The organism is Bradyrhizobium sp. ERR14 (assembly GCF_014198235.1).
In the GTDB taxonomy this organism is placed as follows: domain Bacteria; phylum Pseudomonadota; class Alphaproteobacteria; order Rhizobiales; family Xanthobacteraceae; genus Bradyrhizobium.
The window spans coordinates 48,754-74,567 of the sequence record NZ_JACIHD010000026.1 but is presented as its reverse complement, the minus strand read 5'-3'; the positions used below and the strand labels follow the sequence as shown (position 1 = coordinate 74,567).

22 protein-coding genes are annotated in these 25,814 nt (G+C 64.4%); 8 read left to right on the top strand and 14 right to left on the bottom strand.

What is annotated here, in order from left to right; translation table 11 throughout:
• Positions 1-104: 104 nt before the first annotated feature.
• The 3 genes from GGD62_RS36560 to GGD62_RS36550 form a co-directional block, all read right to left on the bottom strand.
• On the bottom strand, positions 105-1,457 hold the full coding sequence (locus tag GGD62_RS36560) for a hemolysin family protein (RefSeq protein WP_183713305.1): 1,353 nt from the start codon (positions 1,455-1,457) through the stop codon (positions 105-107).
• A 67-nt stretch (positions 1,458-1,524) separates the two neighbouring features.
• Positions 1,525-2,667 (bottom strand): 3-dehydroquinate synthase, encoded by a 1,143-nt coding sequence (aroB, locus tag GGD62_RS36555; protein WP_183713302.1) that lies wholly within the window; start codon positions 2,665-2,667, stop codon positions 1,525-1,527.
• The gene (locus tag GGD62_RS36550; protein ID WP_018320572.1) at positions 2,664-3,287 is read right to left on the bottom strand and encodes a shikimate kinase; all 624 of its coding nucleotides are present in this window, start codon (positions 3,285-3,287) and stop codon (positions 2,664-2,666) included. The genes aroB and GGD62_RS36550 overlap by 4 nt, the downstream gene beginning before the upstream one ends.
• A gap of 199 nt (positions 3,288-3,486) precedes the next feature.
• Here GGD62_RS36550 and GGD62_RS36545 point away from each other — a divergent pair, with 199 nt between their 5' ends.
• From GGD62_RS36545 to GGD62_RS36530, 4 genes are all read left to right on the top strand, one after another.
• Positions 3,487-3,633 carry a hypothetical protein gene (locus GGD62_RS36545; RefSeq protein WP_014439243.1) on the top strand — a complete coding sequence of 49 codons (147 nt, stop codon included), beginning with the start codon at positions 3,487-3,489 and terminating at the stop codon, positions 3,631-3,633.
• A gap of 17 nt (positions 3,634-3,650) precedes the next feature.
• Positions 3,651-4,610: a site-specific tyrosine recombinase XerD gene (gene xerD, locus GGD62_RS36540; protein WP_018320571.1), complete on the top strand. Its 960-nt coding sequence runs from the start codon at positions 3,651-3,653 to the stop codon at positions 4,608-4,610.
• Between the two features lie 272 nt (positions 4,611-4,882).
• Positions 4,883-5,845: an acetyl-CoA carboxylase carboxyltransferase subunit alpha gene (locus GGD62_RS36535; protein ID WP_018320570.1), complete on the top strand. Its 963-nt coding sequence runs from the start codon at positions 4,883-4,885 to the stop codon at positions 5,843-5,845.
• A 515-nt stretch (positions 5,846-6,360) separates the two neighbouring features.
• Positions 6,361-7,869 carry a murein L,D-transpeptidase family protein gene (locus tag GGD62_RS36530; RefSeq protein WP_183713299.1) on the top strand — a complete coding sequence of 503 codons (1,509 nt, stop codon included), beginning with the start codon at positions 6,361-6,363 and terminating at the stop codon, positions 7,867-7,869.
• A 1,096-nt stretch (positions 7,870-8,965) separates the two neighbouring features.
• Here GGD62_RS36530 and GGD62_RS36525 read toward each other — a convergent pair.
• The 8 genes from GGD62_RS36525 to GGD62_RS41185 form a co-directional block, all read right to left on the bottom strand.
• On the bottom strand, positions 8,966-9,661 hold the full coding sequence (locus GGD62_RS36525; RefSeq protein WP_183237833.1) for an ABC transporter ATP-binding protein: 696 nt from the start codon (positions 9,659-9,661) through the stop codon (positions 8,966-8,968).
• Positions 9,654-10,385 carry an ABC transporter ATP-binding protein gene (locus GGD62_RS36520; RefSeq protein WP_183713296.1) on the bottom strand — a complete coding sequence of 244 codons (732 nt, stop codon included), beginning with the start codon at positions 10,383-10,385 and terminating at the stop codon, positions 9,654-9,656. The genes GGD62_RS36525 and GGD62_RS36520 overlap by 8 nt, the downstream gene beginning before the upstream one ends.
• Positions 10,375-11,487 (bottom strand): branched-chain amino acid ABC transporter permease, encoded by a 1,113-nt coding sequence (locus GGD62_RS36515; RefSeq protein ID WP_183713294.1) that lies wholly within the window; start codon positions 11,485-11,487, stop codon positions 10,375-10,377. The genes GGD62_RS36520 and GGD62_RS36515 overlap by 11 nt, the downstream gene beginning before the upstream one ends.
• 6 nt (positions 11,488-11,493) lie before the next feature.
• Complete coding sequence (locus GGD62_RS36510; protein WP_018320561.1) at positions 11,494-12,711, bottom strand: substrate-binding protein; 1,218 nt, start codon at positions 12,709-12,711, stop codon at positions 11,494-11,496.
• 2 nt (positions 12,712-12,713) lie between these two features.
• The gene (locus GGD62_RS36505) at positions 12,714-13,571 is read right to left on the bottom strand and encodes a branched-chain amino acid ABC transporter permease (protein WP_018320560.1); all 858 of its coding nucleotides are present in this window, start codon (positions 13,569-13,571) and stop codon (positions 12,714-12,716) included.
• Between the two features lie 35 nt (positions 13,572-13,606).
• Positions 13,607-15,121, bottom strand: a complete 1,515-nt coding sequence (locus GGD62_RS36500) for an amidase (protein ID WP_183713290.1) — start codon at positions 15,119-15,121, stop codon at positions 13,607-13,609.
• A gap of 165 nt (positions 15,122-15,286) precedes the next feature.
• Positions 15,287-16,471, bottom strand: a complete 1,185-nt coding sequence (locus tag GGD62_RS36495) for a substrate-binding domain-containing protein (protein ID WP_183237829.1) — start codon at positions 16,469-16,471, stop codon at positions 15,287-15,289.
• Positions 16,362-16,613 carry a hypothetical protein gene (locus GGD62_RS41185; protein ID WP_179731495.1) on the bottom strand — a complete coding sequence of 84 codons (252 nt, stop codon included), beginning with the start codon at positions 16,611-16,613 and terminating at the stop codon, positions 16,362-16,364. Before GGD62_RS41185 ends, GGD62_RS36495 begins: the two co-directional genes overlap by 110 nt.
• A gap of 37 nt (positions 16,614-16,650) precedes the next feature.
• On the opposite strand from GGD62_RS41185, the gene GGD62_RS36485 reads away from it, so the two are divergent.
• On the top strand, positions 16,651-17,094 hold the full coding sequence (locus GGD62_RS36485; protein ID WP_018320557.1) for a MarR family winged helix-turn-helix transcriptional regulator: 444 nt from the start codon (positions 16,651-16,653) through the stop codon (positions 17,092-17,094).
• 199 nt (positions 17,095-17,293) lie between these two features.
• On the opposite strand, the gene GGD62_RS41940 is transcribed toward GGD62_RS36485, so the two are convergent.
• Together GGD62_RS41940 and secA are read right to left on the bottom strand one after the other, a co-directional pair.
• Entirely contained in the window at positions 17,294-17,698 is a 405-nt protein-coding gene (locus GGD62_RS41940) for a DUF6006 family protein (RefSeq protein ID WP_409333982.1), read from the bottom strand.
• Positions 17,699-18,218: 520 nt separating this feature from the next.
• Positions 18,219-21,059 (bottom strand): preprotein translocase subunit SecA, encoded by a 2,841-nt coding sequence (secA, locus tag GGD62_RS36480; RefSeq protein ID WP_092261323.1) that lies wholly within the window; start codon positions 21,057-21,059, stop codon positions 18,219-18,221.
• 352 nt (positions 21,060-21,411) lie between these two features.
• Between secA and GGD62_RS36475 the strand changes: the two genes are divergently transcribed.
• Together GGD62_RS36475 and argJ are read left to right on the top strand one after the other, a co-directional pair.
• Positions 21,412-22,326, top strand: a complete 915-nt coding sequence (locus GGD62_RS36475) for a peptidylprolyl isomerase (protein WP_092261324.1) — start codon at positions 21,412-21,414, stop codon at positions 22,324-22,326.
• A 130-nt stretch (positions 22,327-22,456) separates the two neighbouring features.
• Positions 22,457-23,698: a bifunctional glutamate N-acetyltransferase/amino-acid acetyltransferase ArgJ gene (gene argJ / locus GGD62_RS36470; protein WP_183713287.1), complete on the top strand. Its 1,242-nt coding sequence runs from the start codon at positions 22,457-22,459 to the stop codon at positions 23,696-23,698.
• Positions 23,699-23,889: 191 nt separating this feature from the next.
• Here argJ and GGD62_RS36465 read toward each other — a convergent pair whose 3' ends face one another.
• A complete protein-coding gene (locus GGD62_RS36465; RefSeq protein ID WP_018320553.1) occupies positions 23,890-25,215 on the bottom strand; it encodes a TadE/TadG family type IV pilus assembly protein in 1,326 nt (441 codons plus the stop codon).
• A gap of 137 nt (positions 25,216-25,352) precedes the next feature.
• Here GGD62_RS36465 and mutT point away from each other — a divergent pair, with 137 nt between their 5' ends.
• A complete protein-coding gene (mutT, locus tag GGD62_RS36460) occupies positions 25,353-25,763 on the top strand; it encodes an 8-oxo-dGTP diphosphatase MutT (protein ID WP_018320552.1) in 411 nt (136 codons plus the stop codon).
• Positions 25,764-25,814 lie beyond the last annotated feature (51 nt).

Below are 25,814 nucleotides of genomic sequence, written 5' to 3'. Positions count from 1 at the left end.
CCCTCCGGCGTAAAATCAAGCGCGCTGGCTGGGACAACGCATTCCTCTTGGCCACCCTCAGCCATATGCGATAGCCCTGCCCTGGAGGGGGAGGGTAAGAGAAATCAAAACGACGTCCCCGCCCGTCTCGGCTTGGCTTCTTCCAGCTCCGCCTCGCGAGCTACCGGTGAAATACGGAGCGCGGTGATGCGGTTGCGCTCGCGGCGCAGGACGCGGAAGCGGAAGCCGTGGAACGTGAAGCTCTGGCCGCGGTCGGGGATCGAGCGCGCCTCGTGAATGACGAGGCCGGCAACCGTCGTTGCCTCTTCGTCGGGCAGATGCCAGTCCAGCGCACGGTTGAGATCGCGGATCGGCACCGAGCCGTCGACCACGACGGAGCCGTCGGGCTGGCGCCTTACGCCGGCGACCACCACGTCGTGCTCGTCGGAGATATCGCCGACGATCTCCTCCAGAATGTCTTCCAGCGTCACGAGGCCTTCAACCTCGCCATACTCGTCGACGACGAGCGCGAAATGGGTCTTGCGGCGGCGGAACGCCTTGAGCTGCTGGGATATTGGCCGCATTTCCGGCACGAACCAGGGCGGCAGCATGATGGTGGTGACGTCGATGCGCGAGGTATCACCTTCCGAGACGCGGATGGCCCGCAACAGATCCTTGGCGTGCAGGATGCCGATGATGTTCTCCGACTTGTCGCGCCACAGCGGAATGCGGGTGTATTCGGTGGCCAGCACCTCCCGCACCAGCTCTTCCGGCGGCAGGTCGGCATTGATCATCACCATGGCGGTGCGGTGAACCATCACGTCGGACACGGTGAGCTCGCCGAGGCGGAAGACGTTGTGAATGTATTCGGCCTCGCCGCTCTCGATCTTGCCGTGCACCGCGGATTCCTCGACCAGGCCCTCGATCTCGGAATCCGTCAGGATCTCGTGCTGCGAAAACTCCTGGACGCCGATCAGACGCAGGATCGCGCCTGACGCCGTGTTGAGACACCAGCTCAGCGGATAGAACACGAGGTAGGAGGCATAAAGCGGATAGGCGATCCACTGCGACACCGGCATCGGCTCCCTGATTGCAAGCGTCTTCGGCACCTGCTCGCCGATGATGATGTGCAGGGAGGAGAAAACCAGGAACCCCGCCACGAACGAGGTGAAGTGCAGCGTGGCCTCCGATAGTCCGAGCGGCTGGAGGATCGGGCTCAGCAGCGCAGACACGGTCGGCTCGCCGATCCAGCCAAGACCGAGCGAGGCCATGGTGATGCCGAGCTGGCAGCAGGCCAGATAGGATTCGATGTTTCCCATCATGGTCTGCAACAGGCGCGCGCCGAAGCGGTTCTGCTCGACCATGGCCTTGACGCGGAAGCCGCGGCTCTTCACGAGCGCAAACTCGGCTGCCACGTAAAACGCGTTGGCGGCGAGCAGGAGAAACGCAAGCAGCAGATTGATCGAGATCGAACTCATGTTTGCCTCGCGACCGCCTTGATCATCCGCGCCTCATTGCGGGCGGCCGATCCAGACGATGCCGCCATCACTGCGATAATTTCGACTTCAGGAAGTCCCGCACCGGGGCCGGCTCGACATCCTTCGCGATCACCGCGCGCCCGACGGCCTCCAGCAGGATGAAGGTGAGCTTGCCGCGCGTGACCTTCTTGTCCTGAGCCATCAGCGCCATCAGCGCGTCGGCATCGGCAAGCCCCTCCTGGGCGAAGCCGGCGATGTCCTGCAGGCGCGTCGGCAGGCCGGCTTCGATCAGATGCCGCTCGACGCGCGCCCCGTCCTGCTCGCCGATCATGCCGAGCTTGGCCGAGAGCTGCGCCGCCAGCGTCATGCCGATGGCAACGCCTTCGCCGTGGAACAGGCGGTCTGAGAAGCCGGTCGCAGCTTCCAGCGCGTGGCCAAAGGTGTGGCCGAGATTGAGCAGAGCGCGCTCGCCGGTCTCGCGCTCGTCGCGCGAGACGACGCCCGCCTTGGCGCGGCAGGAGGTCGCGATCGCGTGCTCGCGCGCCGAGCCGCCCTTGAAGATGTCGGAATGGTTCTTCTCCAGCCAGGTGAAGAAGGCCTCGTCACCGAGCACGCCGTATTTGGCGACCTCGGCATAGCCGGCGCGGAACTGCCGCGGCGACAGCGTGTCGAGCACGGCGGTGTCGGCGACCACCAGCACCGGCTGGTGGAACGCGCCGAGCAAATTCTTGCCCTGCGGCGAGTTGATGCCGGTCTTGCCGCCGACGCTGGAATCGACCTGCGCCAGCAGCGAGGTCGGCACCTGCACGAAATCGACACCGCGGCGCAGGATCGCCGCGGCAAAGCCGGCGAGATCGCCGACCACCCCGCCGCCGAGCGCGATGACGAGGTCGTTGCGCTCGATCTTCGCGGCGATCAGGGCTTCGCTGACCTTTTCGAGGCCGGCATAGGTCTTGGAGATCTCGCCTTCCTCGACAACGATGCGCGAGGTTGGGATGCCGCTGGCGGCGAGCGAGGCCTCGGTGGGCTCGAGCCAGTGCTTGGCCACCGTGCGATCCGTCACGATCGCGGTACGCACGCCGGGACGCAAGGCGGCGACCCGTTCGCCGAGCGAGGACAGCACCCCGCGGCCGATGACGATGTCATAGGCGCGATTCCCCAGCGCGACCTCGACGTTGACAGGGTCGGAATGTTTCAACGGCGCAGTCATCGTATGGCACTCGCAACGTCGGCAGGTGGTTGGGTGGCTTGCTCACCACAGAGATGCGCGCGCAGCGCCTCGATGGTCTCCTCGACGATCTTGTCGTGCGGCACGTCGCGCGAGGCGATGGTGAGATCGGCATGGCTGTAGACCGGCTCGCGCTCGGTGAGGAGGCGCGTCACGGTTCCCTCGGGGTCGGCGGTCCGGAGCAGCGGGCGGTCGGCACGGCGCCGCACCCGGCGCATGATGACGTCGTGGTCCGCCTTGAGCCAGATCGAAACCGCCTTCGCCGCAATGCGCGCACGGGTCTCCTCGCGCATGAAGGCGCCTCCGCCGGTCGCCAGCACCACCGGACCGCTGTCGAGCAGCCGCGCGATGACCCGCGCTTCGCCGTCACGGAAATACGGCTCGCCGTGGCGCTCGAAGATCTCCGGGATGCTCATCTGGGCCGAGGTCTCGATCTCGGTGTCGGCGTCGACGAAGGGCAGCTTGAGCCTGCTCGCCATGCGGCGGCCGATGGTGGATTTGCCCACCCCCATCATACCGACGAGCACGATCGAGCGCGCCCCGAGCGCCGACAGGATGTCGGCTTCGGGCGAAGCTGGTATCGGCAACGCGGCGTCGGACATGTCTTGCTCGATTGGATCTCGCTCGATCTGCCGCCCAAGGCGGCATGCTTTGGCCACCTATACGACCCCGCAGGGGGCCTCGCCAGTGGACTCTTGCCACGAAACGGCGAACATGTTGGATGATTTCATTGGTTAATTTGCCCGCCGAGACCCTAACCAAGTCCCTGAACGCCAAAGTCCCTGCAGAGACCCCAGAACGATGCCCAGCCTGTTCCGCTTCCTGACGGTCGTCGCCGTGATCGCCGGCATCGTCTATGGCGTGGTCTTCGCACTGGCCAATTTCGTCAGTCCCAAGTCGCGGGAAATGACGGTGACGATCCCGCCGGACAAGTTTCTCAAGAAATAGGAGCTAGCCTCCCGGGCATGCGCAACCCGCCCTCAGATGCCAAGCTCACCGGCCTGTTCCTCGACATGCTCGCGGCGGAACAGGGCGCCGGGCCCAATACGCTCGACGCCTATCGCCGAGACCTCACCGATTTCTCGGAATTTTTGGGCCGCGTCGGCCACAGCTTTGCCGACGCCGAGACGCAAAATTTGCGCGACTACCTCGCCGATCTCGATGCCCGCGGCTTCAAATCCACCAGCGTCGCGCGCCGGCTGTCGGCGATGCGGCATCTCTATCGCTTCCTGCTGAACGAACGCATCCGAGCTGAGGATCCCGCCGCGATCCTGTCCGGTCCCAAGCGCGGCCGCGGCCTGCCGAAGGTGCTGTCGATCTCCGATGTCGACCGCATGCTCCGCCGCGCCAAGGAATTGAGCGAGGCGCAGGATGCCTCGCCGTCGAAGCGGCTGCGCGCCTTGCGGCTGTATTGCCTGCTCGAGGTGCTCTACGCCACCGGCCTGCGCGTCTCCGAGCTGGTGGCGCTGCCGCGCTCGGCGGCCAAGCGCGATGCCCGCATGATCGTGGTGCGCGGCAAGGGCAACAAGGAGCGCCTGGTGCCGCTCAACGAGGCCTCCCGCCAGGCGATGGCGGATTATCTCGCCGCGACGGAAGCTGCGAAGACGGAGAAGAAGAAAGACAGCCTCGCCGCCTCCAAGTGGCTGTTCCCCTCGTTTGGCGAGAGCGGACATCTGACGCGCCAGCATTTTGCCCGCGACCTCAAGGAGCTCGCGGTCGCCTCGGGCCTTCAGGCGCGGCTGGTCTCCCCGCACGTGCTGCGCCATGCCTTTGCCAGCCATCTCCTGCACAATGGTGCCGATCTGCGCATCGTGCAGACCCTGCTCGGCCACACCGACATCTCGACGACGCAGATCTACACCCATGTGGTGGAGGAGCGGCTGAAGAGCCTGGTGCGCGACCTGCATCCCCTGGCGGAGAAGTAGTTGTCGCCGTAGCCCGGATGGAGCGCAGCGAAATCCGGGGTTCTCGCCCCGCGGACAGACCTTCCCGGATTGCGCTTCGCTCCATCCGGGCTACGGGCACCCCATGAAACCGCCTTGACTTCGGCCACATCTCCGCAGAAAGAGCCGGTGCCTTCGCATGATTTGACGGGCCCGCTCGCAACGCACAGGTCAACTCATTGAAGAAGCTACACTTCTTATCCTCGGTCTAAATCCGCTTCGCCGCCTCGCCCCGTCCTCCCTATATTGAGTTGATGCAAGACCAGATGCGCAGCTATCTCGACTTCGAAAAGCCGGTCGCCGAGCTCGACTCCAAGGTCGACGAGCTCAGGACGCTGGCGGCCTCCGGTACCGACATCTCCGATGAGATCGGGCGGATCGAGGACAAGGCGGCGCAGGCGCTGGCCGACCTCTATCAGAACCTGACGCCGTGGCAGAAGACGCTGGTCGCGCGGCATCCGCAGCGGCCGCATTTCAACGATTTCATCAAGGGTCTGATCACCGAATTCACCCCGCTCGCCGGTGACCGCAAGTTCGGCGAGGACGAGGCGCTGGTCGCCGGCTTCGGCCGTTTCCGCGGCGAAGCGATTTGCGTGATGGGCCAGGAAAAGGGCGATTCCACCGAGAGCCGCATCAAGCACAATTTCGGCATGGCGCGCCCCGAAGGCTATCGCAAATGCGTGCGGCTGATGGAGATGGCCGAGCGGTTCGGCCTGCCGGTGCTGTCGCTCGCCGATTCCGCCGGCGCCTATCCCGGCATCGGCGCCGAGGAGCGGGGACAAGCCGAAGCGATCGCGCGCTCGACCGATGCCTGCATGGCGCTGACGGTACCGAACGTCGCCATCATCACTGGCGAGGGCATGTCGGGCGGCGCGATTGCGATTACCACCGCCAACAAGGTGCTGATGCTGGAGCACGCGATCTACAGCGTGATCTCGCCGGAAGCGGCGTCCTCGATCCTCTGGCGCGACGGCACCAAGGCCCAGGAAGCCGCCAACAACATGAAGATCACCGCCCAGGACATGCTCCGCTTCGGGGTGATCGACAGCATCCTGAAGGAGCCGGTCGGCGGCGCCCACCGCGACCCCGCCGCCATGATCGCCACCACCGGCGATGCCATCGCCAAGGCCTTCGACGAGCTGCGCGGCCTGGATGGGGATGCCATCCGAAAGCAGCGCCGGCAGAAATTCCTCGATATCGGCCGGAAACTGGGCTGATTCGGCGGGATTCGGTGCCGTAGGGGCGGTGCGCTCCCTCTCCCGCTTGCGGGGGAGGGTTGGGGTGGGGGTATCTCCACGGGCGACACTCCCAATGCGGCGCGAGCCCCCTCCCGGCCTGCCCCCGCAAGCGGGGGAGGTGAAGACCCCCCGGTAACCGCCCGTTAACCCTTTTTTTGCCCAAATCAGCGATCTGAGTCCCGGTGGGCCCAAAAAGCCCAAGTAACGCCCAAAGTCGCGTCCATTCAGTCTTCGTTGACCATGCCGATGGGCCAACGGGCTCGTGATCCCCGCTCGGGTTGCGACCACATGACCCAGAGGTTAGAATTTTAATCAATGGCTTCAGGGCATAAGCGCTGGGGCGTGAGCTGAAAAAGCCCGTCACGACGGGTCCGGTTCTCCGGTCGGATCATGCTCCATCAGAATTGGGGTTCGCGCTCTCTGCCCGGCACGGTGTGGGGTCCATCTTGATTTCTCGTTCGCTTGCTCGCGCGCTCTTGGCTTCGGTTGCGCTGATGACGGCCAGTGTTCTGCTGGCCGGCTGCGATACCGACCAGGTCTCGCTCGCGACCAATGCCAAGGCCAATCAGCCGGTGCCACCGAAGCTGCTCGCCGCGATGGTCGAGAAGGACATGGACCTGCAATCGCCGATCCTGGTCCGCCTGTTCAAGCAGGAGGCCGAGCTCGAGGTCTGGAAGCAGGCCCGCAACGGCCAGTTCGCGCTGCTCAAGACCTATCCGATCTGCCGCTGGTCGGGCGACTTAGGTCCGAAGGTGCGCGAAGGTGACCGCCAGGCGCCCGAGGGATTCTACTCGATCAACCCGAGCCAGATGAATCCGCAATCGGCCTATTACCTCTCGTTCAACACCGGCTATCCGAACGCGTTCGACAAGGCGCTGGGCCGCACCGGCTCGCAGCTGATGGTGCATGGCGACTGTTCTTCGCGCGGCTGTTACGCGATGACCGACGAGCAGATCGCAGAGATCTATTCGCTCGGCCGCGAATCCTTCTTCGGCGGCCAGAAGGCGTTCCAGCTGCAGGCCTATCCGTTCAAGATGACGCCGGTGAACATGGCCAAGCACCGGAACAATCCGAACATGCCGTTCTGGAAGATGATCAAGGAAGGCTATGATCATTTCGAGGTGACGCGGCAGGAGCCGAAGGTCGATTTCTGCGAGAAGAAGTACGTCTTCGACGCGGCGAAGCCCGCGGACGCAAAGCGCGATCCGGTGTTCGACGCCTCGGCAAAGTGCCCGGCCTATGTGATTCCCGAGGACGTCGTCGCCGCCGTGCGGGGCAAGCAAGCCAAGGACGAGGCGGAATACGCGAGGCTGGTCGCCAAGGGCACGCCGGTGGCGCGCATGAACACCGGCATCGACGGCGGCATGAACAAGATCTTTGCCGCGAAGATTCCGGAAGGCTCGACCGGCCTGTCCGAAGGCGCCGAAGGCACCACGCTGCAGATGCTGGCGATGGCCAAGGCGCCGGGCACGATCCCTGGCCACGTCAATCCGCCCAAGCCGAACCTCGACAGCGTGGCGTCCGCGCCTGCGCCGCAGGAAGAGCCGGTCGTCGCCGTCAGCGCACCCGCGACCAGTGCCCGCGTCGCCACGGCCGCGCCGGCTGAAAAGTCCGGCGGCTTCTTCTCCAATCTCGGCCGCAAGATGGGCATGGGCTCATCCGACACCACCGCCACCACCCCGCCGCCGCAAGCCACCGCATCCGTGGCCCCGGCCACCACGACGCCGCCGACCGCCGCGTCGCGGCTCAAGGCCGCCGTGACCCGCTTCGTGCCGGGGCATGACAAGTCCAAGGATGCCGCGAAGGATGCGCCGAAGCCGGCTGCGACCGTGGCCGCCAAGCCCGCCGAGCCGGCAAAGCAGCCCGACACCCGCCTCGCCGCAACGCGCCCGGCCCTGAAGCCGTCGGTGGCGGATGGTGCGACTGAAGCGACGCAGATCATGGGCGCCGCGCCGGTGATCTCGTCGAACTCGTTCGACAGCCGCTTCGGGGCGATGAAGTAGGCGGGCGACGCCGCGCTCCTGTCTTTCACGATCGACAACATCTCACCGTCACCCCCGCGCAACGGCAAAGCCGTTGTCGCTGGAGGTGGCGGCTTCTTCAGCGGCCCTCCAAGGGCGACAGCCCGGCTGGCAGCTCGGCCGTTCCTTCGAGGCTCGCTACGCGGTGCTTATGCACCGCGCTGCTCGCACCTCAGCGATTCGAGACTTACAAGGATGACGGCATCAGCAGGGTGCGCAGTCCGAATGACGATCCATTCAATCGCCACTTCGGATAAAAATAATTCTCTTTACCCGAACCGCGACACACCCTATACTCCCTCGCCATCTCATCCTGCCGGAAGGGGCGGGTCGCGATCGTCACGGTTCGTGGGGTGAGTTGCGGTGGACGCGGGCGGTGTTGGCGCCAGATGCGGTCGCAGGGCGGGGTCTCCCCGTGAGCGATCAGCGGGCGCGGTACGACAGGCCGGCCGCGTACGGCAAAATCGTGTGGTCCTGGCGCCCGCAGGCTGGCGTCAAGTCTCCGCGGTGGTGTGCGGGCCCGACCGGGTTGCGCACATCAGCGATCTGCGAGGCGACGGGGGCAAGAGTGCATCGCTCCCCGGGGAGAGCGCGACATAAGCCGTCAACCCACTGCGCAGGGAAGGCCGGTTATCGGGCTGCACCTGTGTCTCCCCTGTGAGCGTCTATCCACGCATCATTGCACAGGGGCTCTCGGGTGCCAGCCGGTACCCGGCCTTCCCTGCGCCCTTCCGATTCGAAGGGCGCCAGAAGCGAAGCAAAACCCGGGCGCTGGAGCGCTGCGGGATCGCGATGTCATGTGGGCTGTTTGACAGTTGAAGATGATAAGACCGTGACCAGGCTTCTGGCTGACGTCGGCGAATTGCGGTGAAGTCGAGCCCACGCGACCATATCTCACCGTCACCCTGAGGTGGCCGCTTCTTCAGCGGCCCTCGAAGGGCGACGGCCCGGCTGGCCGCGCGGCCGTTCATCCTTCGAGGCTCGCTACGCGGTGCTCGTGCACCGCGCTGCTCGCCCCTCAGGATGACGGGGCAGCCAGAGTGCTCGCTGCAGAACGGGCGGTGTCAAGCAGCGTCGCCTACGGCGCCAGATACCGCATCAGTTCCGGATTGCCCCGCACCGCGCCCGCCTCTCCCTGCAGCGCGACGCGGCCGCGGTCGAGCACGTAGGCGTAGTCGGCGACGCGCAAGGCGAGGTCGAGGTGCTGCTCGACGATGATGACGGCGATTGTCTTGGCGAGCTCGATCAGGCGCTCGGTGATCTCCTCGATGACGCCGATCCAGACGCCTTCGGTCGGCTCGTCCAGCAGCAGCAGCTTTGGGTCGCCCAGCATGGCGCGGCCGATCGCCAGCATCTTGCGTTCGCCGCCGGAGAGCGTGCCGGCGGGCTGGTCGAGGCGCTGGCCGAGCTTCGGGAAGATGGTCAGCACCTGGTCGACCGCGTCAGCCTTCTTGCTGGCGAGCGAGCCGACGGCGAGATTGTCGCGCACCGACAGGCGCGCGAACACCGAATGCTCCTGCGGCACGTAGCCGATGCCGGCGCGCACGCGCTCCTGGGTGGCGCGGCGACTGATGTCGCGGCCGTCGAAGGCGACCTCGCCCTTCCACGCCGGCAATTCGCCGACAATGGTCTTCATCAGCGTGGTCTTGCCGGCACCGTTGCGGCCGAGCACGGCGACGCCGCCGCGCCAGGGAATGCCGAGGGTGACGTCGAACAGCACCTGGCTGCGGCCATAGCCGGCATCGAGATGTCTAATGTCCAAAAATTCAGGCACGGCGCAGATAAATCTCCTGAACGGCCTTGTTGGCCTGGATCTCGGACACCGTGCCTGACGCCAGCACCTTGCCCTGGTCGAGCACGGTGAGGCGATCGCAGATGTCGCGGATGAAATCGAGGTCGTGCTCGACGATGACGAGCGAGCAATGCTGCTTGATCGGCTGCAGCAGCTCGCCGGTGACGCGGCGCTCCTCCAGGCTCATGCCGCCGGTCGGCTCGTCGAGCAGCAGCAGTTTCGGCCTGCCGGCGAGCGCCATCGCGATCTCCAGCCATTGCTGCTGGCCGTGCGACAGCGCCGCTGCGGCCTCGAAGGCGCGATTCGCGAGGCGGAACTGCGTCAGCATGGTCATGACCTGATCGTGCAGCGCGCCTCTCGTGCGCGAGAACACGAGGTCGACCAGCGAGGACTGCGCCTGCAGCGCAAGCAGGATGTTATCATACAGCGTCAGCGACGGCAGCACGGATGTGATCTGGAATTTCAGGCTCATGCCGGCGCGGGCGCGCTCGGTCGGCGTGAAGGCGGTGATGTCGGTGTTGACGAACGAGACCTTGCCTTGCGTCGGCACCTCGGCGCCGGCGATGCACTTCATCAGCGTGCTCTTGCCGGAGCCGTTCGGGCCGATCAGGCCGTGGAACTCGTTGGCACCGACGGTGAGCGCGGCGCCGTCGAGCGCGGTGAGCTTGCCGAAGATTTTCGTGATGCCGGCGGCTTCAAGGAGCATCGCGATTCTCCTTGACGTTCTCCTTGAGGTTTTCTTTGGCCCTGGCGCCGAAGCTGCCGACCCGCTCGCGCTCGCCGAGCACGAAGCTGATCAGGCCGAGAGGGCGGAACAGGATGACGAGCAGCAGCAGCAAGCCCAGAATGATCGGCCAGATATCGCGATAATTGTCCGAGAGCCAGAAGCTGACGCCCTCGACGATGACGGCCCCGATGACGGCGCCGATCAGCGTGCCGGAGCCGCCGAACAGCACGTAGAGCACCACTTGCGTCGAGACGACGACGCCGACCATGTTGGGCCAGACGAAGCCTTCGTGGAAGGCGTAGAGGCTGCCGGCGAGCCCGGCAACGCCGCCGCCGATGGTGAAGATGATCGCCTTCAGGTGCTGCGCCTTGTAGCCGAAGAAGGCGATGCGCTGCTCGTTCTCGCGCAGGCCGGCGAGCGCGAGGCCGAATTGCGAGCGCACCAGGAAGCGGCAGAGCAGGTAGACCACGACGAGGATGCCGAGGACGAGATAATAGAACGCCGGCCCCTCCGTGAACTCGTAAGTCCCGAGCGACATCGGCGCGATCGAGGGGATGCCATTCTGGCCGCCGAGATAATACCAGCCGCGCGCCAGGCGATCAGCGGCGTAGGAGCCCGTCAGCGTGCCGAGCGAGACGAAGATCACGCTGGAAGGATGCCGCCCCAGCAGCAGGAAGCCGCCGAGCAGCAGCGCGAAGGTGAGGCCGATGATGGTGCCCGCCGGCAGCACCAGGAAGATGTTGGTGATATCCAAGTCGCGCGCGAGCAGCGCCACGCCGTAACCGGCCGAGCCGAAGAACAGGGCCTGGCCGAAGCTCATGATGCCGGCATAGCCCCAGACCAGATCGAACGACAGCGCGAACAGCGCGAGGATGATCACGCGCGTTGCGAACACCGTGAGATAGTCCTGCAGCACCAGCGGCGCGAGCAACGCCGCGACCAGCACGACGCCCTCCACGATCGGCAGCACTTTTCGCGCCGACGCTCGTTCCGTCGTCCCGCCGCTATCCATGGCGACGTCCGCCTCCCCCCCGATCTCGGCGGGGATCGCCTGTTTCACTGCGCCCATCGACTTCAGCATTCCAAATCAGCATTCCTTGGGATCGACGAGGCCGTTGCTGCGCCCGACGATCTCGTAGTTTCCGCCCTTGGCGACCGCGGTGTACATCTTCATCTTGCAGTGGCGCTTGCCCGGCACCATCTCGGCAGGCCCGCCCGGACCTTCGGCGATCTTGGCATGGTCGAGCGCGGCGGCGACCGACTCGCGGTCGATCTTGCCAGCCTCCTTCACCGCGGCTTCCCACAGTTTCAGGCCTCGATAGGTGCCGGTGGCGGCGCTGCCGGCGGCGAACAGGAAGTTGCCCGGAAAATCCTTCTCGTAGGCCGCCTGGATTTTGGCGTCGAACGGATTCTCCTTGGTCAAGACCTTGAAATAGTCGAGGCAGCTGGCGAGTCCCTCGATCTCCGCGGCCTGATTGATGTTGAGCGTGTTCTCGTCATAGTAGACGCAGGCGAGCCGCCCGCCGTTCTTGAGGAAGCCCGCTTCATAGAGCTGCTTGAAGAACGGGCCGACGCCCGGCGGAATGACGGTGTTGAAGACCACGTCGACCTTGTTGGAGATGATGCGGTTGACGGTCGCGGAGAAATCGACCTGGTCGAGCGGGTAGTATTCCTCGAACACGACCTCGCCGCCGTTCGCTTCGATCACCTTGCGGGCATAGACGTTGAGTGTGTGCGGCCAGACATAATTGGCGCTGGGCAACGCGAACTTCTTGCCGCCGTTCTTGATCAACCAGGGGATGAATTCGTCGCATTGCTGCGCCGGCGTCGGCCCGGTGCAGAACAGATAGGGCGTGCACTCCTTGCCCTCGTAGAGCTGCGGATAGATGTAGAGCGTCTTGCCGCGCGCCACGATCGGGTCCTTGATCGCGTTGCGCATCGAGGAGGTGATGCCGCCGAGCACCATGTCGACCTTGTCGCGCTGGATCAGCTTGCGGACATTGCCGACGGCGACGGATTCGTTGGAGGCGGTGTCCTCGATGTAGAGCTCGAGCGGACGGCCGAGCAGGCCGCCGGCGGCGTTGATCTCCTTGATCACCATTTTCGCGACGTTGGCGTCGGCGTTGCCGGCATAGGCGATCGGGCCGGTGAGATCGGTCGCGATGCCGACCTTGATCGGAGCTTCGGCGGCATTGGCCCAGGGCGCGGGGATCACCCAGCTGCCGACCCCGGTTGCGACCGCGCCGGAGGCGAAGGCGAGATTGGAGAGGAAGCGGCGGCGTGAGAGCTGAGTGCGATCGAACATGACTAAACCCCTTTTCCAGCGATGAGGCCCTGCGGGCGGAATTTGATGAAGACGATGGCAAGGACGAAGACGAGCACGTCGGCGACGACGGGCGCCATCACCCAGGGCAGCGCAGCGCTGAGCGTGCCGATGACACCCGCGCCCGCGACCGGTCCGATGAAGGAGCCGACGCCCCCGACCATCACCGCGACGAAGCCCTGGATCAGGAAACGCAGGCCCAAATCAGCGTAGAGGCTAAACACGGGAACGATCAGCGCGCCGGCGAGACCGGCGAGCCCGGAGCCGAACGCGAAGGTGGCGCCGTACATCAGCGGCGTGGAAATGCCCGAGGCTCGCGCCAGCGATGGATTCTCCAGCGTGGCGCGCATCCGCAGACCAAAGTTGGTGCGTGACAGCAGCAGATAGCAGCCGGCCATCACCAGCAGCGTGATGACGATGATGGTGAAGCGCCAGGCCGAGATGTGCATGGCGCCGATGTCGATCGAGCCGCCGATCGGCTCGGGCACGGTGAGATAAAAGCCGCCGATCAGCCCGCGCACGGATTCGCGGATGATCAGGCCGAGCGCGTAGGTGCCGAGCATCGCCACGATCGGCGCGGCGTAGAATCTGCGGATGATCAGCGCCTCCAGCACGAAGCCGAGCGCGCCGACGACGAAGGGCGCCGCGACCATGCCGGCCCAGATCGGCAGGCCCTTGGCGTAGGCGAGATAGGTGATGTAGGCCCCGAGCAGGACGAACTCGCCCTGCGCGAAGTTGAAGATGCCCATCATGCTGGCGATGATCCCGAGCCCCAGCACGATCAGGACGATGATCGCGCCGAAGCTCAGGATCTCGAACGCCGCGACGAACGCGTTAGCCATAGGGTGGTCTTCCGTCCGTCTGCATCAATACCCGCTCACATCTTCTTCCAGTCGCCGATCTGCTCGAAGGCGTGGGCGGCACGGTAGATGGTGGATTCCTCGAACATCCGGCCGACCAGCATCAGGCCGACCGGCAGGCCGTCGACCATGCCGCAGGGCAGCGACATCGCGGGATGATGGGTGATGTCGAACGGCGCGGTGTTGGAGATCATCTCGAGCGCGCGGGCAACGTATTCCTCGCGGCTGGCATTGGGCTCCGGCAGCTTGGTCGCCTTCATCGGCGTGGTCGGCATCAGCAGCAGATCGTAATCGCCGAACGCCTTGTCGTAGGCCGCGGTCAGCCGGCGCGAGATGTTGAGCGCCTTGCCGTAGAAGCGTGGACCGAAATTGTTGTTGATGTAGGTGCCGAGCATCATGAACAATTTCGTGGTCTCGGACAGCGAATCGGCCTGGCGGCGCCAGCCGCGGTGGAAATCCATCAGCGAGGTCGAATAGAGATCGCCGCGGGACAGGCCATAGCCGTCGCCGAACATCATGGTCTGGGTCAGGCCTTCGGTGCCGATCGGCGTCCAGATCGCGCCGCCCAGCAGATGCATCGGGATCGACACCGTCTCGACGGTGGCGCCCAAATCCTTGAAGCGTTTCGCCGCCTCGCGCACGCTTTCATTCACCGCGGCCTCGGCCGTCGGCTGCTCAAAGCCTTCCTTGACGATGCCGATCTTCATGCCCTTGACGCCCTGGCCGAGCGCCTTGGTGTACTCCTCGACCTTCGGCGACTTGATGCGCGGATCGTAGCCGTCGTCGCCGGCGAGCACTTCGAGCAGCAGCGCATTGTCGGCGACCGTCGCCGTCATCGGCCCGGTATGGTCGACATAGATCTCGATCGGCATGATGCCGGTGTAGGGGACGAGGCCCCAGGTCGGCTTCATGCCGTAGATGCCGCAGAACGAGGACGGCATGCGGATCGAGCCGCCCTGATCGCCGCCGATCGCCATGTCGACCTCGCCGAGCGCGACCACGACGCCCGAGCCCGACGACGAGCCGCCGGCCGAGTAGCCCATCTTGTGCGGATTGTGCACCGGCCCGTAGGACCCGGTGTGGCTGCCGCCGGACAGGCAGAAGTGCTCGCAATGCACCTTGCCGGCGATCTCGGCGCCGGCATCCAGCATGCGCGTGACGATGGTGGCGTCGAAATCGGGCACATAGCCTTCCAGCGTCGACGAGCCATTCGTCATGGGAACGCCGGCCAGCATGATGTTGTCTTTCAGCGCGATGGTCTTGCCCTTGAGCTTGCCGCTGGCGGCGCCCTTCACGGTCGACTTGCGATACCAGGCGTTGCGCGGGTTCTCTTCAGCCGAGGGGCGATAGCCCGGGGTGCGCGGATATTTCACCTCGGGCAGTTCGTCCGGCATCGCGGCGACGAGATTGTAGGCCTCGATCGAGCCCTGCATCAGGCCACGGAACGAGGTGACGTCGTCGTCGGTGAGCGAAAGGCCGCATTGCTCGGCGACACTGCGAAGTTGGGCGGGAGTGGGAAGGACAACTGTCACGGCGCTCTCCTCTGAGGCTTCTTGATCCCTGGCGTTGGACGGAGTCTCGCGGTCGCGCCTGCACAAGCGCGGGCCGTTCGGCTCCGTGGCGATATTACAGACGGAAATATTTTCCTTTTCAAGTATTATTTCGCAAATCCGCTGCGACGTATCAACAGCCGCTCCTCAAAGCGTCTTGATGATCTTGAAGTCGAGACCGTCGGCTTCAGCGAGGTACATCGGCATCTCGGCGCGCCCGTCGCGAAGAACCACGGGACCGCGGCCCGCCGAGTAAACGGTGTTGCGTGCGGCTTTCAGCAGCGGACGAAAGGCCAGCGAGCCGGCACGGTTGGCCACCGACTCCAGGAACCGCAGCCCTTCATAGTTCGATTGGCCGACCGAGCCGACCGGCGGCGCGTGCGGGCCGAACATGGCCTGGTAGCCGCTGAGGAACTCGTCATTGGCACGCGAGGCCATGCAGTTGAAATAGCCGGAGGCGCAGAACAAATTCTCGGTGTTGTCGGCACCGATGCCGAGCAGCACGGTCTCGTCCATCGCGCCGGCAAGTCGCAGCGTCGACGTCGCAAGGCTGGCTTCCGCGAAGGCGCGGTTGAAAGTGATGCTGTCGGTGCCGATCAGCGAGATCAGCACGACATCGGGCTTGGCTGCGCGGATGCGCGCCAGATGCGGCTCGTGATTGTCCTCGCCGACCGGGACGAACTCCTCGCCGACGACCTGGCCGCCGGCCTCCTTGATGTAGCGCTTCACCGCGCGATGCGACTGCCAGGGCCAGACATAGTCGCTGCCGATCAGGTACCAGCGCGCCGCCTTCTTGACGTCGGCGAGCCAGTGGATCGAGGGACGGCTCTGCCAGCGCGGCGTCTCGCCGATCGCCATCACGCCCGGCGTGCGCTCGCCGCCTTCATAGACGGGAGTGTAGATGTAGGGGATGCGGTTGCCGGTGACCTTGCGCAGGGCAACACGGACGGCGCTGATATGCGAGCCCATGATCAGGTCGACCTCGTCGAAGGCGATGGCCTGCTCGGCGCGCCGCACGACGTCTTCGATCGGGCCGCCGGAATCGTAGATCGAGAGTTCGAGCTCGCGCCCCAATATGCCGCCGCGCTTGTTGATCTCGGCGACCGCCAGCATGGCGCTGTTGGTGGAGGTCGGGCCCCAGATTCCGGGCGAGCCGGTGAAAGTGAGGAAATTGCCGATGCGCAGCTTGTTGCGGGCGCCGCGGCGTTTCATGACGTGGATGTCAAATGGCGATAGGTCGAAATCCGCTGCCGCGGACGACAGATTCCTGAACAGCAAAGACGGTGGCAACGCCGGACCGCCATGAGCCGGGAAGTTTACCGTCGCGCGCACGCCAACTCCTGTCTGGCACCAGACCTGAAAGCACATTGAGCAGGCGGCCGCGGCTTCCGCCCTTTTGTTGTGCAATGATCCTATTTTGAAAATATTGAATATTCAAGAATTGAAGTGCATATAGATGCAGCATTGATTGCAAGACATTCACTCAATTGGGTCAAGACGAAGTCTTAGCCGTGGCAAAACCGTCGAAAGAAAACACCCCGATCACCGAACACCTCGCTTACCTGCTCGCGCAAGCTAACCGGGAGATCAACCGGCAGCTCGAACTGCGGTTGAGCAAGGAAGGCGTGCCGGTCGAGCAGTGGCGCATCCTCAAGGTGCTGTCGGATGGCAACGGCCATTCGATGGGCGAGCTTGCGGGCGCCGTGCTGCTCAACCATCCGACGCTGACCAAGATGATCGACCGCATGGTCTCCGACACGCTGGTCTATCGCGTGCAGGACCCGGGCGACCGCCGCAAGGTGCTGATGTTCATCTCCGACCGCGGCAAGGTGCTGTGCAAGAAGCTCAACTCGCTCGCGGTCGACCAGGAGGAGCACATCCTCGAGAGCTACGGCGACAAATCGACGAGCGAATTGAAGCGGCTGCTGGAGAGCTTGATCGATAGTTCGAATTAGACCTCGTGAATTGGAGCGTAGGCGCCTTGCGGAGCCGACACACTCGTCTGCCATTCAATGCATGGAGAGGACCTCCATGAAAAGCACGCGCGCTGGTCACGCCGGCTTGGTGGCGCTCACAGAGCGCATCCGGGCCTTATTCAATTCTCAAGGCTCGCCCTTGAGTCCAGGCGGAATGAGCAGGCGCCGCATGATTGCATCATCGCCAGCACGAGAGGCGATAGCGTTGGCCGTTCCATGTCGTCCAGCCCACGGACTTGTTGCTGACCGGTTTGGCTAGATACCATTTATTGCCATCGGCATGGTTGAAGTATACGCCGCCCTGCGTTCCGCTGCGTGGATTTGTTAACTTCACCCATCGCGAGCCATTATCTGAGAAGTTGCCTGCCCAGCGTGCTCCCGAGCTGCTGGTGCAAGTGCCGCCGCTGCAGCTTGTCTGACTGTCATCAACGGCGGCCCATTTCATCCGGGCCGGCCGGCCGTCTATGTTGCACGACCATGTTCCGCCCCACCATCCGCCCACTTGGCTCGCAGGTGCGGAATCGCAAGCGTAGAAACTCAGGGCAAGAACACAAAAGGTGGTTGGCAGCGCGCGTTTGGACATTGTCTGGCTCCCAATTTTCGGGCCGCGTATTGTGATTCAATCAAAACACGGATCGAGCTCGGTAGAGGTGATCCAGATCACAATGAGCAGTGGCAAAAGATTGGATGATCTACCCGCAGGTGTTCTCCGAGACACGATGCCGCGCTTTGACCATCGGCTTTCGGGCTTCAGCTGCGCGGCCGGGGGAGCGAGTGGCCGCCGACAATCTGCAGCAACAGCACTCGGAAGTGATCACAGGAACAGGCGCCGCAAGGTCACGCGCATGCAACAGCGCGATGCTTCTCGCCTGTTCGCTCAGCATCGGGGCCGGTTGCCAGGTGGCCAAAGCGTGCTCAGCCGCGCGTGACGGATGCCAGACCGCCTGACAAATGTAAGCCAGCCATCCTCGATGACGTGGGCCTACCATTCGTGATGCGCCCTAAAGATCAGCAGGCACCATATGGATCGGAAGCATTTCAACCCCTCGCGAACTCGTAGGCCAATACAGCACCGCGAGTTCGCTGGGTCTTGAGATCATCGATCAAGCATACCGCCCGTGGCAGTGCTTGTACTTCTTGCCTGAGCCGCAGGGGCAGTCCTCGTTGCGGCCGACCTTGCCCCAGCTTGCCGGGTTCTTCGGATCGCGCAGCGCGGCGTCGGAGGTCTGGGCGCCGAGCGTGACGCTGGCGAGCGCCATTTCGTCCTCGCCGGTGTTCGGATCGAACTTGTGCGCCTCCATCGGCGGCAGCACGGGCGCTTCCTGCTCGGGCGGGACGATCTCGACCCGCATCAGCTGCGCCGTGACCGCCTCGCGCAAGTGAGCACTCATCTCCTGGAAGAGATTGAAGGCTTCGGTCTTGTACTCCTGCAGGGGATCGCGCTGGCCGTAACCGCGCAGGCCAATGACCTGGCGCAGATGGTCGAGCATGATCAGATGCTCGCGCCAGAGATGGTCGAGCGTCTGCAGCAGGATGGTCTTCTCGACGTAACGCATCACGTCGGGACCCCATTGCGCCACCTTGGCCGCCATGTGCTCGTCGGCCTTGGTCTCGATGCGCGTCAGCAGCTCCTCGTCGGCGATGCCCTCTTCCTTGGCCCAGTCGTCGACCGGCAGGTCGAGATCGAGCACGCGCTTCAATTCGTCCTTCAGGCCGGCGACGTCCCACTGCTCGGCATAGGCATGCTCGGGCACGTGCTTGGCGACGAGGTCGTCGATGAAGGCGTGGCGCATGTCGGTGACGGTCTCGGCGACGCTCTCGTCCTTCATCAGGTCGACGCGCTGGTCGAAGATCACCTTGCGCTGGTCGTTCTGGACGTTGTCGAACTTCAAGAGATTCTTGCGGATGTCGAAGTTGCGCGCCTCGACCTTCTGCTGCGCCTTCTCGAGCGCCTTGTTGATCCAGGGATGGATGATGGCCTCGCCCTCTTGCAGGCCGAGACGCTGGAGCATGCTGTCGAGGCGATCCGAGCCGAAGATGCGCATCAGATCGTCTTCCAGCGACAGGAAGAATTTCGAGCGGCCGGGATCGCCCTGACGGCCGGAACGGCCGCGCAGCTGATTGTCGATACGGCGGGATTCGTGGCGCTCGGAGCCCATGATGTAGAGGCCGCCGGGCTTGGTCACGGTCTTGGCGGGCTTGTTGCCCTTCGCCGGCTCGATCTCGACGATCTCTTCCGCCTTCAGCACGATCTCGCGGAAGCGCTCGACGTCGGCCTTGATCTGCTCGATCTTCCTGGCCTTCTCGGCCTCGTCCTCGATGCCCGCGGTCTCCTTCGGGATGCGCATCTCGAGCGAGCCGCCGAGCTTGATGTCGGTACCGCGGCCGGCCATGTTGGTCGCGATCGTGATCGCGCCGGGCACGCCGGCTTCCGCGACGATATAAGCTTCCTGCTCGTGGAAGCGCGCATTCAGCACCGCGAACAGTTTCGCCGGCTTGCCGGCGCGGGCGGCAGCGTAAAGCTTGTCGAGCGCGTTCTCCTTGCCGAAATCGATCTGCTTGTAGCCGTTCTGCTTCAGAAACTCGGCCAGCACTTCCGACTTCTCGATCGACGCCGTGCCGACCAGCACCGGCTGGAGCCGCGAATTGGCCCGCTCGATCTCGGCGAGAATGGCCGCGTATTTTTCCTTGTGGGTGCGATAAACCTCGTCGTCCTCGTCGAGGCGGCCGATCGGCACGTTGGTCGGGATCTCAACGACTTCGAGCTTGTAGATGTCGAAGAGCTCGTCGGCTTCGGTCAACGCCGTGCCGGTCATGCCGGCGAGCTTCTCGTACATCCGGAAATAGTTCTGGAACGTGATCGAGGCCAGGGTCTGGTTTTCCGGCTGAACCTGCACGTGCTCCTTGGCTTCCAGCGCCTGGTGCAGACCTTCGGAATAGCGGCGGCCCTGCATCATGCGTCCGGTGAACTCGTCGATGATGACGACCTCGTCGTCGCGCACGATGTAGTCCTTGTCGCGCGTGAACAGCGTGTGCGCGCGCAGCGCCTGGTTGATGTGGTGCACGACGGAGACGTTCTCGACGTCGTAGAGCGACTCGCCCTTGAGCTGGCCGGCATCGCGCAGCAGGGTCTCGATCTTCTCCATGCCGGCTTCGGTCAGCGTCACCGTGCGCTGCTTCTCGTCGACCTCGTAGTCGGTCTTGTCGAGCTTGGGCAGGAAGCCGTCGATGGTGTTGTAGAAATCGGAGCGGTCGTCGAGCGGACCGGAGATGATCAGCGGCGTGCGCGCTTCGTCGATCAGGATGGAATCGACCTCGTCGACGATGGCGAAGAAGTGCGGGCGCTGGACCATGTCCTCCAGCCGGTACTTCATGTTGTCGCGCAGATAGTCGAAGCCGTATTCGTTGTTGGTGCCGTAGGTGATGTCGCAGGCATAGGCCGCCTTGCGCTCGGCATCGTCGAGGCCGTGCACGATCACGCCCGTGGTCATGCCCAGGAAGCCGTAGATCTGGCCCATCCAGCCGGAGTCGCGGCGGGCGAGGTAATCGTTGACGGTGACGACGTGGACGCCCTTGCCGGCGAGCGCATTGAGGTAGACCGCGAGGGTCGCGACCAGCGTCTTGCCTTCGCCGGTCTTCATCTCGGCGATGTCGCCCTCATGCAGCACCATGCCGCCGATCAGCTGGACATCGAAATGGCGCTGGCCGAGCGTGCGCTTGGCGGCCTCGCGCACGGTGGCGAAGGCGGGGACCAGCAGGTCGTCCAGCGTCTTGCCCTCGGCGAGCTGTTTCTTGAAGTCGGCGGTGCGGGCCTTGAGCGCCTCGTCGGAGAGCTTCGAGACCTCTCCTTCCAGCGCGTTGATCGCGTTGACGCGGGACTGATATCCCTTCACCCGCCGGTCGTTGGCGGAGCCGAAAAACTTGCGGGCGAGCGCGCCGATCATGCCTGGTTCCTGTGTTCGCGATTCAACCGCGTTGACCTAAGAAGTTGTCACCCGCCTGCCTATCAACTCACCGTGACGCCTCGTGGCGTCAGAGCCCGGACTGCGGGGGTCATCCGCCATATGGGTGGGAATTGGGCAAGTCTGGGTTCAACGGCCAAAAACGCAGCAAAATAAACGCCATCGCCATGGTCGCGACCGGGCAGAGATATGGCCCGGTCAGGGCCTTGTCAACGGCGGGCGCATTGCGGCTAATTCATCATTTTGACAGACTTTTCGCGTTGCCAAGCCCCCCTGTATTGGGCGAGTGTCCGCCCCGCTCGAGCAGCCCCCTGCTTCAACATAAGGATTTTCCATGACCACCTCGTTCCCGGTAACCACCGGCCAGCGTTTCCGCAGTGCGTCCGCCCTGGCTGGCAGCCTCGCTCTGGCGCTGTCCCTGGCGTTCGCAGGCCCGCTCCGGGCCGCCGACGATCCGGTGCTGGCGAAGGTCAATGGCGCGGAAATCAAGAAGAGCGACGTCGCCATGGCCGAGGAGGAGCTCGGGCCGAGCCTCGCCCAGATGGACCCGGCGACCAAGGACGAGAACGTCCTGTCCTTCCTGATCGACATGAAAATCGTCAGCAAGGCTGCCGAGGACAAGAAGGTTGCCGATAGCGAGGAATTCAAGAAGCGCCTGGCATTCGCCCGCAACCGGCTTCTGATGGACAGCCTGCTCGCGGGCGAGGGCAAGGCCGCCACCACCCCCGACGCCATGAAGAAGGTCTATGAAGAGGCCTCCAAGCAGATCACCGGCGAGCAGGAAGTGCGCGCCCGCCATATCCTGGTCGAGACCGAGGACGAGGCCAAGGCGGTGAAGGCCGAGCTCGACAAGGGCGCCGATTTCGCCGAGCTGGCCAAGAAGAAGTCCAAGGATCCGGGCTCGGCCGACGGCGGCGATCTCGGCTTCTTCACCAAGGAGCAGATGGTGCCGGAATTCTCGGCGATCGCCTTCGCGCTCGAGCCCGGCAAGATCTCCGACCCCGTCAAGTCGCAGTTCGGCTGGCACGTCATCAAGGTCGAGGAAAAGCGCAACCGCAAGGCGCCGGACTTCGAGCAGGTCAAGGCCCAGATCGAGCAGTACGTCACCCGCAAGGCCCAGGCCGACTACGTCGCCAAGCTGCGCGCCGAAGCCAAGGTCGAGCGGCTGGACCAGCCGGCGGCGGACGCCAAGCCGGCTGATGCGGCGAAGCCCTCCGACAGCAAGATGGCGCCCCCTGCGAAGAAGTAAGAATTCGCTGTCACTTCGGTGACGTGAAGAGTATCTAAGCCTTTGTGATGCCCGGCCCCAAGCGCGAAGCGCGTCTTCGCACAGAGGGGCCGGGCATCTGCATATTCAGATCCCACCAAGGCGCCCCGCGATGTCCTCCTCCGTCTCCCCGCTCGCCCCGAAAACAGTTCCCGACATGCCCACCATTGCGGGCATCCGTCTCGCGACGGCCGAGGCCGGCATCCGCTACAAGAACCGAACCGACGTGTTGCTGGCGGTGATGGACAAGGGCACCGCCGTGGCCGGCGTCTTCACCAAGTCGAAATGCCCCTCCGCGCCGGTGGAATGGTGCCGCGGCAAGCTGAAGGGCGGCAAGGCACGCGCGCTGGTCGTCAATTCCGGCAATGCCAATGCCTTCACCGGCAAGACCGGCCGCGCCTCCACGGCGCTGACCGCGAAGATCGCGGCCAAGGCGGTCGGATGCAGCGAGGGCGAAATCTTCCTGGCCTCGACCGGCGTGATCGGCGAGCCGCTGGACGCGACCAAGTTCGACGGCGTGCTGGGCCGACTGGCTGAAGCCGCCGAGCCCGGCGACTACCTCGCCGCGGCCAAGGCGATCATGACCACCGACACCTTCCCGAAGGTCGCGACCGCGACCGTCAAGCTCGGCAAGGCCAAGGTCACCATCAACGGCATGGCCAAGGGCGCCGGCATGATCGCTCCCGACATGGCGACGATGCTGTCCTTCATCTTCACCGACGCACCGATCGCGCCTGCGGCCTTGCAGGCGCTGCTCAAGAGCGGCGTCGAGGACACCTTCAACGCGGTGACGATCGACGGCGACACCTCGACCTCGGACACGCTGCTGGCCTTCGCCACCGGCGCTGCCGCCGGGCACGGCGCACCGAAGATCAGCCGCGCCAGCGATCCGCGCCTGAAGGCCTTCGTCAAGGCGTTCAACCAGGTGCTCGCCAACCTCGCCGAGCAGGTCGCCCGCGACGGCGAAGGCGCGCGCAAGCTGGTCGAGATCACCGTCGAGGGCGCCAAGACCAAGGCCTCCGCGCGCAAGATCGCGATGTCGATCGCCAACTCGCCGCTGGTCAAGACCGCGATCGCCGGCGAGGACGCCAATTGGGGCCGCGTCGTGATGGCAGTCGGCAAGGCCGGCGAGCCGGCCGATCGCGACAAGCTCTCGATTTCCTTCAACGGCATCCGCGTCGCCAAGAGCGGCGCTCGCGATCCTGACTATGACGAGGCGCAGGTCTCGGAAGCGATGAAGGCGCCGGAGATCGCGATCAAGGTCTCGCTCGGCCTCGGCAAGGGCCGCGACCGCGTCCTGACCTGCGACCTCACTAAGGAATATGTCGCGATCAACGGCGATTACAGGTCGTAGGGCTCACGACGCCTTCTTCGTCATCCTGAGGTGCGAGGGATGGGGCGCGGAGCGCCCCATCGGGAGCCTCAAAGGATGCAGGGCCACCGCTACAGCCGCGTGGAGAGAGCCGGGCCGTCGCCCTTCGAGGGCCGCTGAAGGAGCGGCCACCTCAGGGTGACGGTAAGAGAGCGCGAGAGCCGTGCTTCAAATCACCCTGAAATCCGCGCGTCCGCGACAGCTTTCTTGAACAGCGCGTTCATGGCGTCCGAGATGCCTTGCGTCGGGCTCACCTCGAAATAGAGCCCGGACGACGCGCAGCTCTGCATGTTCTGCGCGATCTCGCTGTTCGGCGACGGCCCGTAGGGGCCGGTATTGAACGGAGCGATCCATTTCATGTACCAGCTGTTGGTGGGCAGCGCGAGGTACGTTGTGTACAGCACGGCAATCTTGACGCCCCGGTCCTTCATCGTCTTGCAGAGCGCAGCATTGAGCGGCGATTGGCATCGCGTGGTGCCGGAGAGCGGTTTCAGACATCCGGTATTGCTCTCGTCAGCAACCCCGTCGGAGACGAAGAACAGATATTTGAGCGGGCTGGACGGCGTGCCGGTTCCGGGGGAGCTGATCTCGCCGTTGATCGCAGGGAATATCGCGGTGAATGCCGTGTCCTGGTCGTTATTCTCGTTCTGACCGTTCACCGACATCAGGTCGATATTGCCCGCCGCCGTCTTGGCGCTGGAGAGAGAGGCCGACAACGAAAACAGATTGCGCAGGCCGAGCGTGCTTGCGGAGCCGCCGAAATCATAGATCGCCATTCTGAACTGGTTTGAATAGGTCTGGGTCACACTCGCCGTATCCATCAACGACTGCGTTGCGGTCCGAAGCACGTCGATCCGGGTGGTCACGCCAAGCTTCTTGGCAAGGTCGTAGTAATTGTTTTTGTCCTTGAGGTCGTGGCAGGCGAAAGCGCACTTGTCCGATGTGTTGTTGACCATCGTCTGCACGTCGGTCGGCGTCGCGCCGACACCCATCGACGGCGAATTGTCCAGCAGAAGGTAGAAATCGATATAGAGCGGCATGCTGGCCGTCGCTTTCGACGTACCGGACAGCGTCAGCGCGGACTTGCCAATCAGGCCGAGAAACATGGTGTTCATGGTGGCGTTGAACGCAACGGTCGAGGTGACGGTCGATCCGGTTTTGACCACGGTCGGCGTGACGCTGTTGAGAGTGTAGCCGGTCTGATTGGCGCGATTGGCGTCGAAGATGTTCTGGGCGTCGGTGACGCCGACGGAAATCGACCCATCCGACGTCATGGTACCGGCGGCCTTGAAGGCTGGTGAGGCCTTGGCGATCGAGCCGACGCTGGCGGCATCGGCCGCGGCCTGAAGCTTGGCCCGGGTCTGCGTCGCGCGCGAGTAGTCGACCGCGCAGCCGACCGCAGTGATCAGGGGGACGCAGGCGAGCGCGAAGATCACCGCGATATTGCCGCGCCGGTCGTTGACGAACCGGCGGATGATGGTGGAAAGCGCAGCGCGCATGATTGGGGCCCGGAGTGGTTTAAGCGTTCCCACTCTAGGAACCGTCGATTAAATATGACTTATGGGAACCTCGGAAACACGGGCCGCAACAGGGTTAATAAACCGTTGCGGATGATCTTCAGCGAGCGACATCACGTATGGCCGATCTGAAACTGACACTGGTTGTGGCTTGCGCGCTGATCGACGCCGACAAGCGCGTCCTGATCGCGCAGCGCCCCGCGGGCAAGACGCTGGCCGGCCTCTGGGAGTTTCCCGGCGGCAAGCTCGAGGTGGGCGAGCGGCCGGAGCAGAGCCTGATCCGCGAGCTGCACGAGGAGCTCGGCATCACCGTCGCCGAGCCGTGCCTGGCCCCGCTGACCTTCGCGAGCTACGGCTACGAGACCTTCCACCTCCTGATGCCGCTCTACATCTGCCGGCGCTGGGAGGGACAGGTGACGCCGCGCGAAGGCCAGACCCTGGCCTGGGTCCGCGCCAACAAGCTGCGCGACTACCCGATGCCTCCGGCGGACATTCCGCTGATCCCGCATTTGATTGATCTGCTGATGTGAGACCCCTGTCATTCCGGGGCTCGCGCAGCGAGAACCCGGAATCTCGAGATT

Coding starts and splice junctions, on each gene's coding strand:
- GGD62_RS36560 (WP_183713305.1), bottom strand. CDS start 1,457: ATGAGTTCGATCTCGATCAATCTGCTGCTTGCGTTTCTCCTGCTCGCC.
- aroB (WP_183713302.1), bottom strand. CDS start 2,667: ATGACTGCGCCGTTGAAACATTCCGACCCTGTCAACGTCGAGGTCGCG.
- GGD62_RS36550 (WP_018320572.1), bottom strand. CDS start 3,287: ATGTCCGACGCCGCGTTGCCGATACCAGCTTCGCCCGAAGCCGACATC.
- GGD62_RS36545 (WP_014439243.1), top strand. CDS start 3,487: ATGCCCAGCCTGTTCCGCTTCCTGACGGTCGTCGCCGTGATCGCCGGC.
- xerD (WP_018320571.1), top strand. CDS start 3,651: ATGCGCAACCCGCCCTCAGATGCCAAGCTCACCGGCCTGTTCCTCGAC.
- GGD62_RS36535 (WP_018320570.1), top strand. CDS start 4,883: ATGCAAGACCAGATGCGCAGCTATCTCGACTTCGAAAAGCCGGTCGCC.
- GGD62_RS36530 (WP_183713299.1), top strand. CDS start 6,361: ATGACGGCCAGTGTTCTGCTGGCCGGCTGCGATACCGACCAGGTCTCG.
- GGD62_RS36520 (WP_183713296.1), bottom strand. CDS start 10,385: ATGCTCCTTGAAGCCGCCGGCATCACGAAAATCTTCGGCAAGCTCACC.
- GGD62_RS36515 (WP_183713294.1), bottom strand. CDS start 11,487: ATGCTGAAGTCGATGGGCGCAGTGAAACAGGCGATCCCCGCCGAGATC.
- GGD62_RS36510 (WP_018320561.1), bottom strand. CDS start 12,711: ATGTTCGATCGCACTCAGCTCTCACGCCGCCGCTTCCTCTCCAATCTC.
- GGD62_RS36505 (WP_018320560.1), bottom strand. CDS start 13,571: ATGGCTAACGCGTTCGTCGCGGCGTTCGAGATCCTGAGCTTCGGCGCG.
- GGD62_RS41940 (WP_409333982.1), bottom strand. CDS start 17,698: ATGTCCAAACGCGCGCTGCCAACCACCTTTTGTGTTCTTGCCCTGAGT.
- secA (WP_092261323.1), bottom strand. CDS start 21,059: ATGATCGGCGCGCTCGCCCGCAAGTTTTTCGGCTCCGCCAACGACCGG.
- GGD62_RS36475 (WP_092261324.1), top strand. CDS start 21,412: ATGACCACCTCGTTCCCGGTAACCACCGGCCAGCGTTTCCGCAGTGCG.
- argJ (WP_183713287.1), top strand. CDS start 22,457: ATGTCCTCCTCCGTCTCCCCGCTCGCCCCGAAAACAGTTCCCGACATG.
- GGD62_RS36465 (WP_018320553.1), bottom strand. CDS start 25,215: ATGCGCGCTGCGCTTTCCACCATCATCCGCCGGTTCGTCAACGACCGG.
- mutT (WP_018320552.1), top strand. CDS start 25,353: ATGGCCGATCTGAAACTGACACTGGTTGTGGCTTGCGCGCTGATCGAC.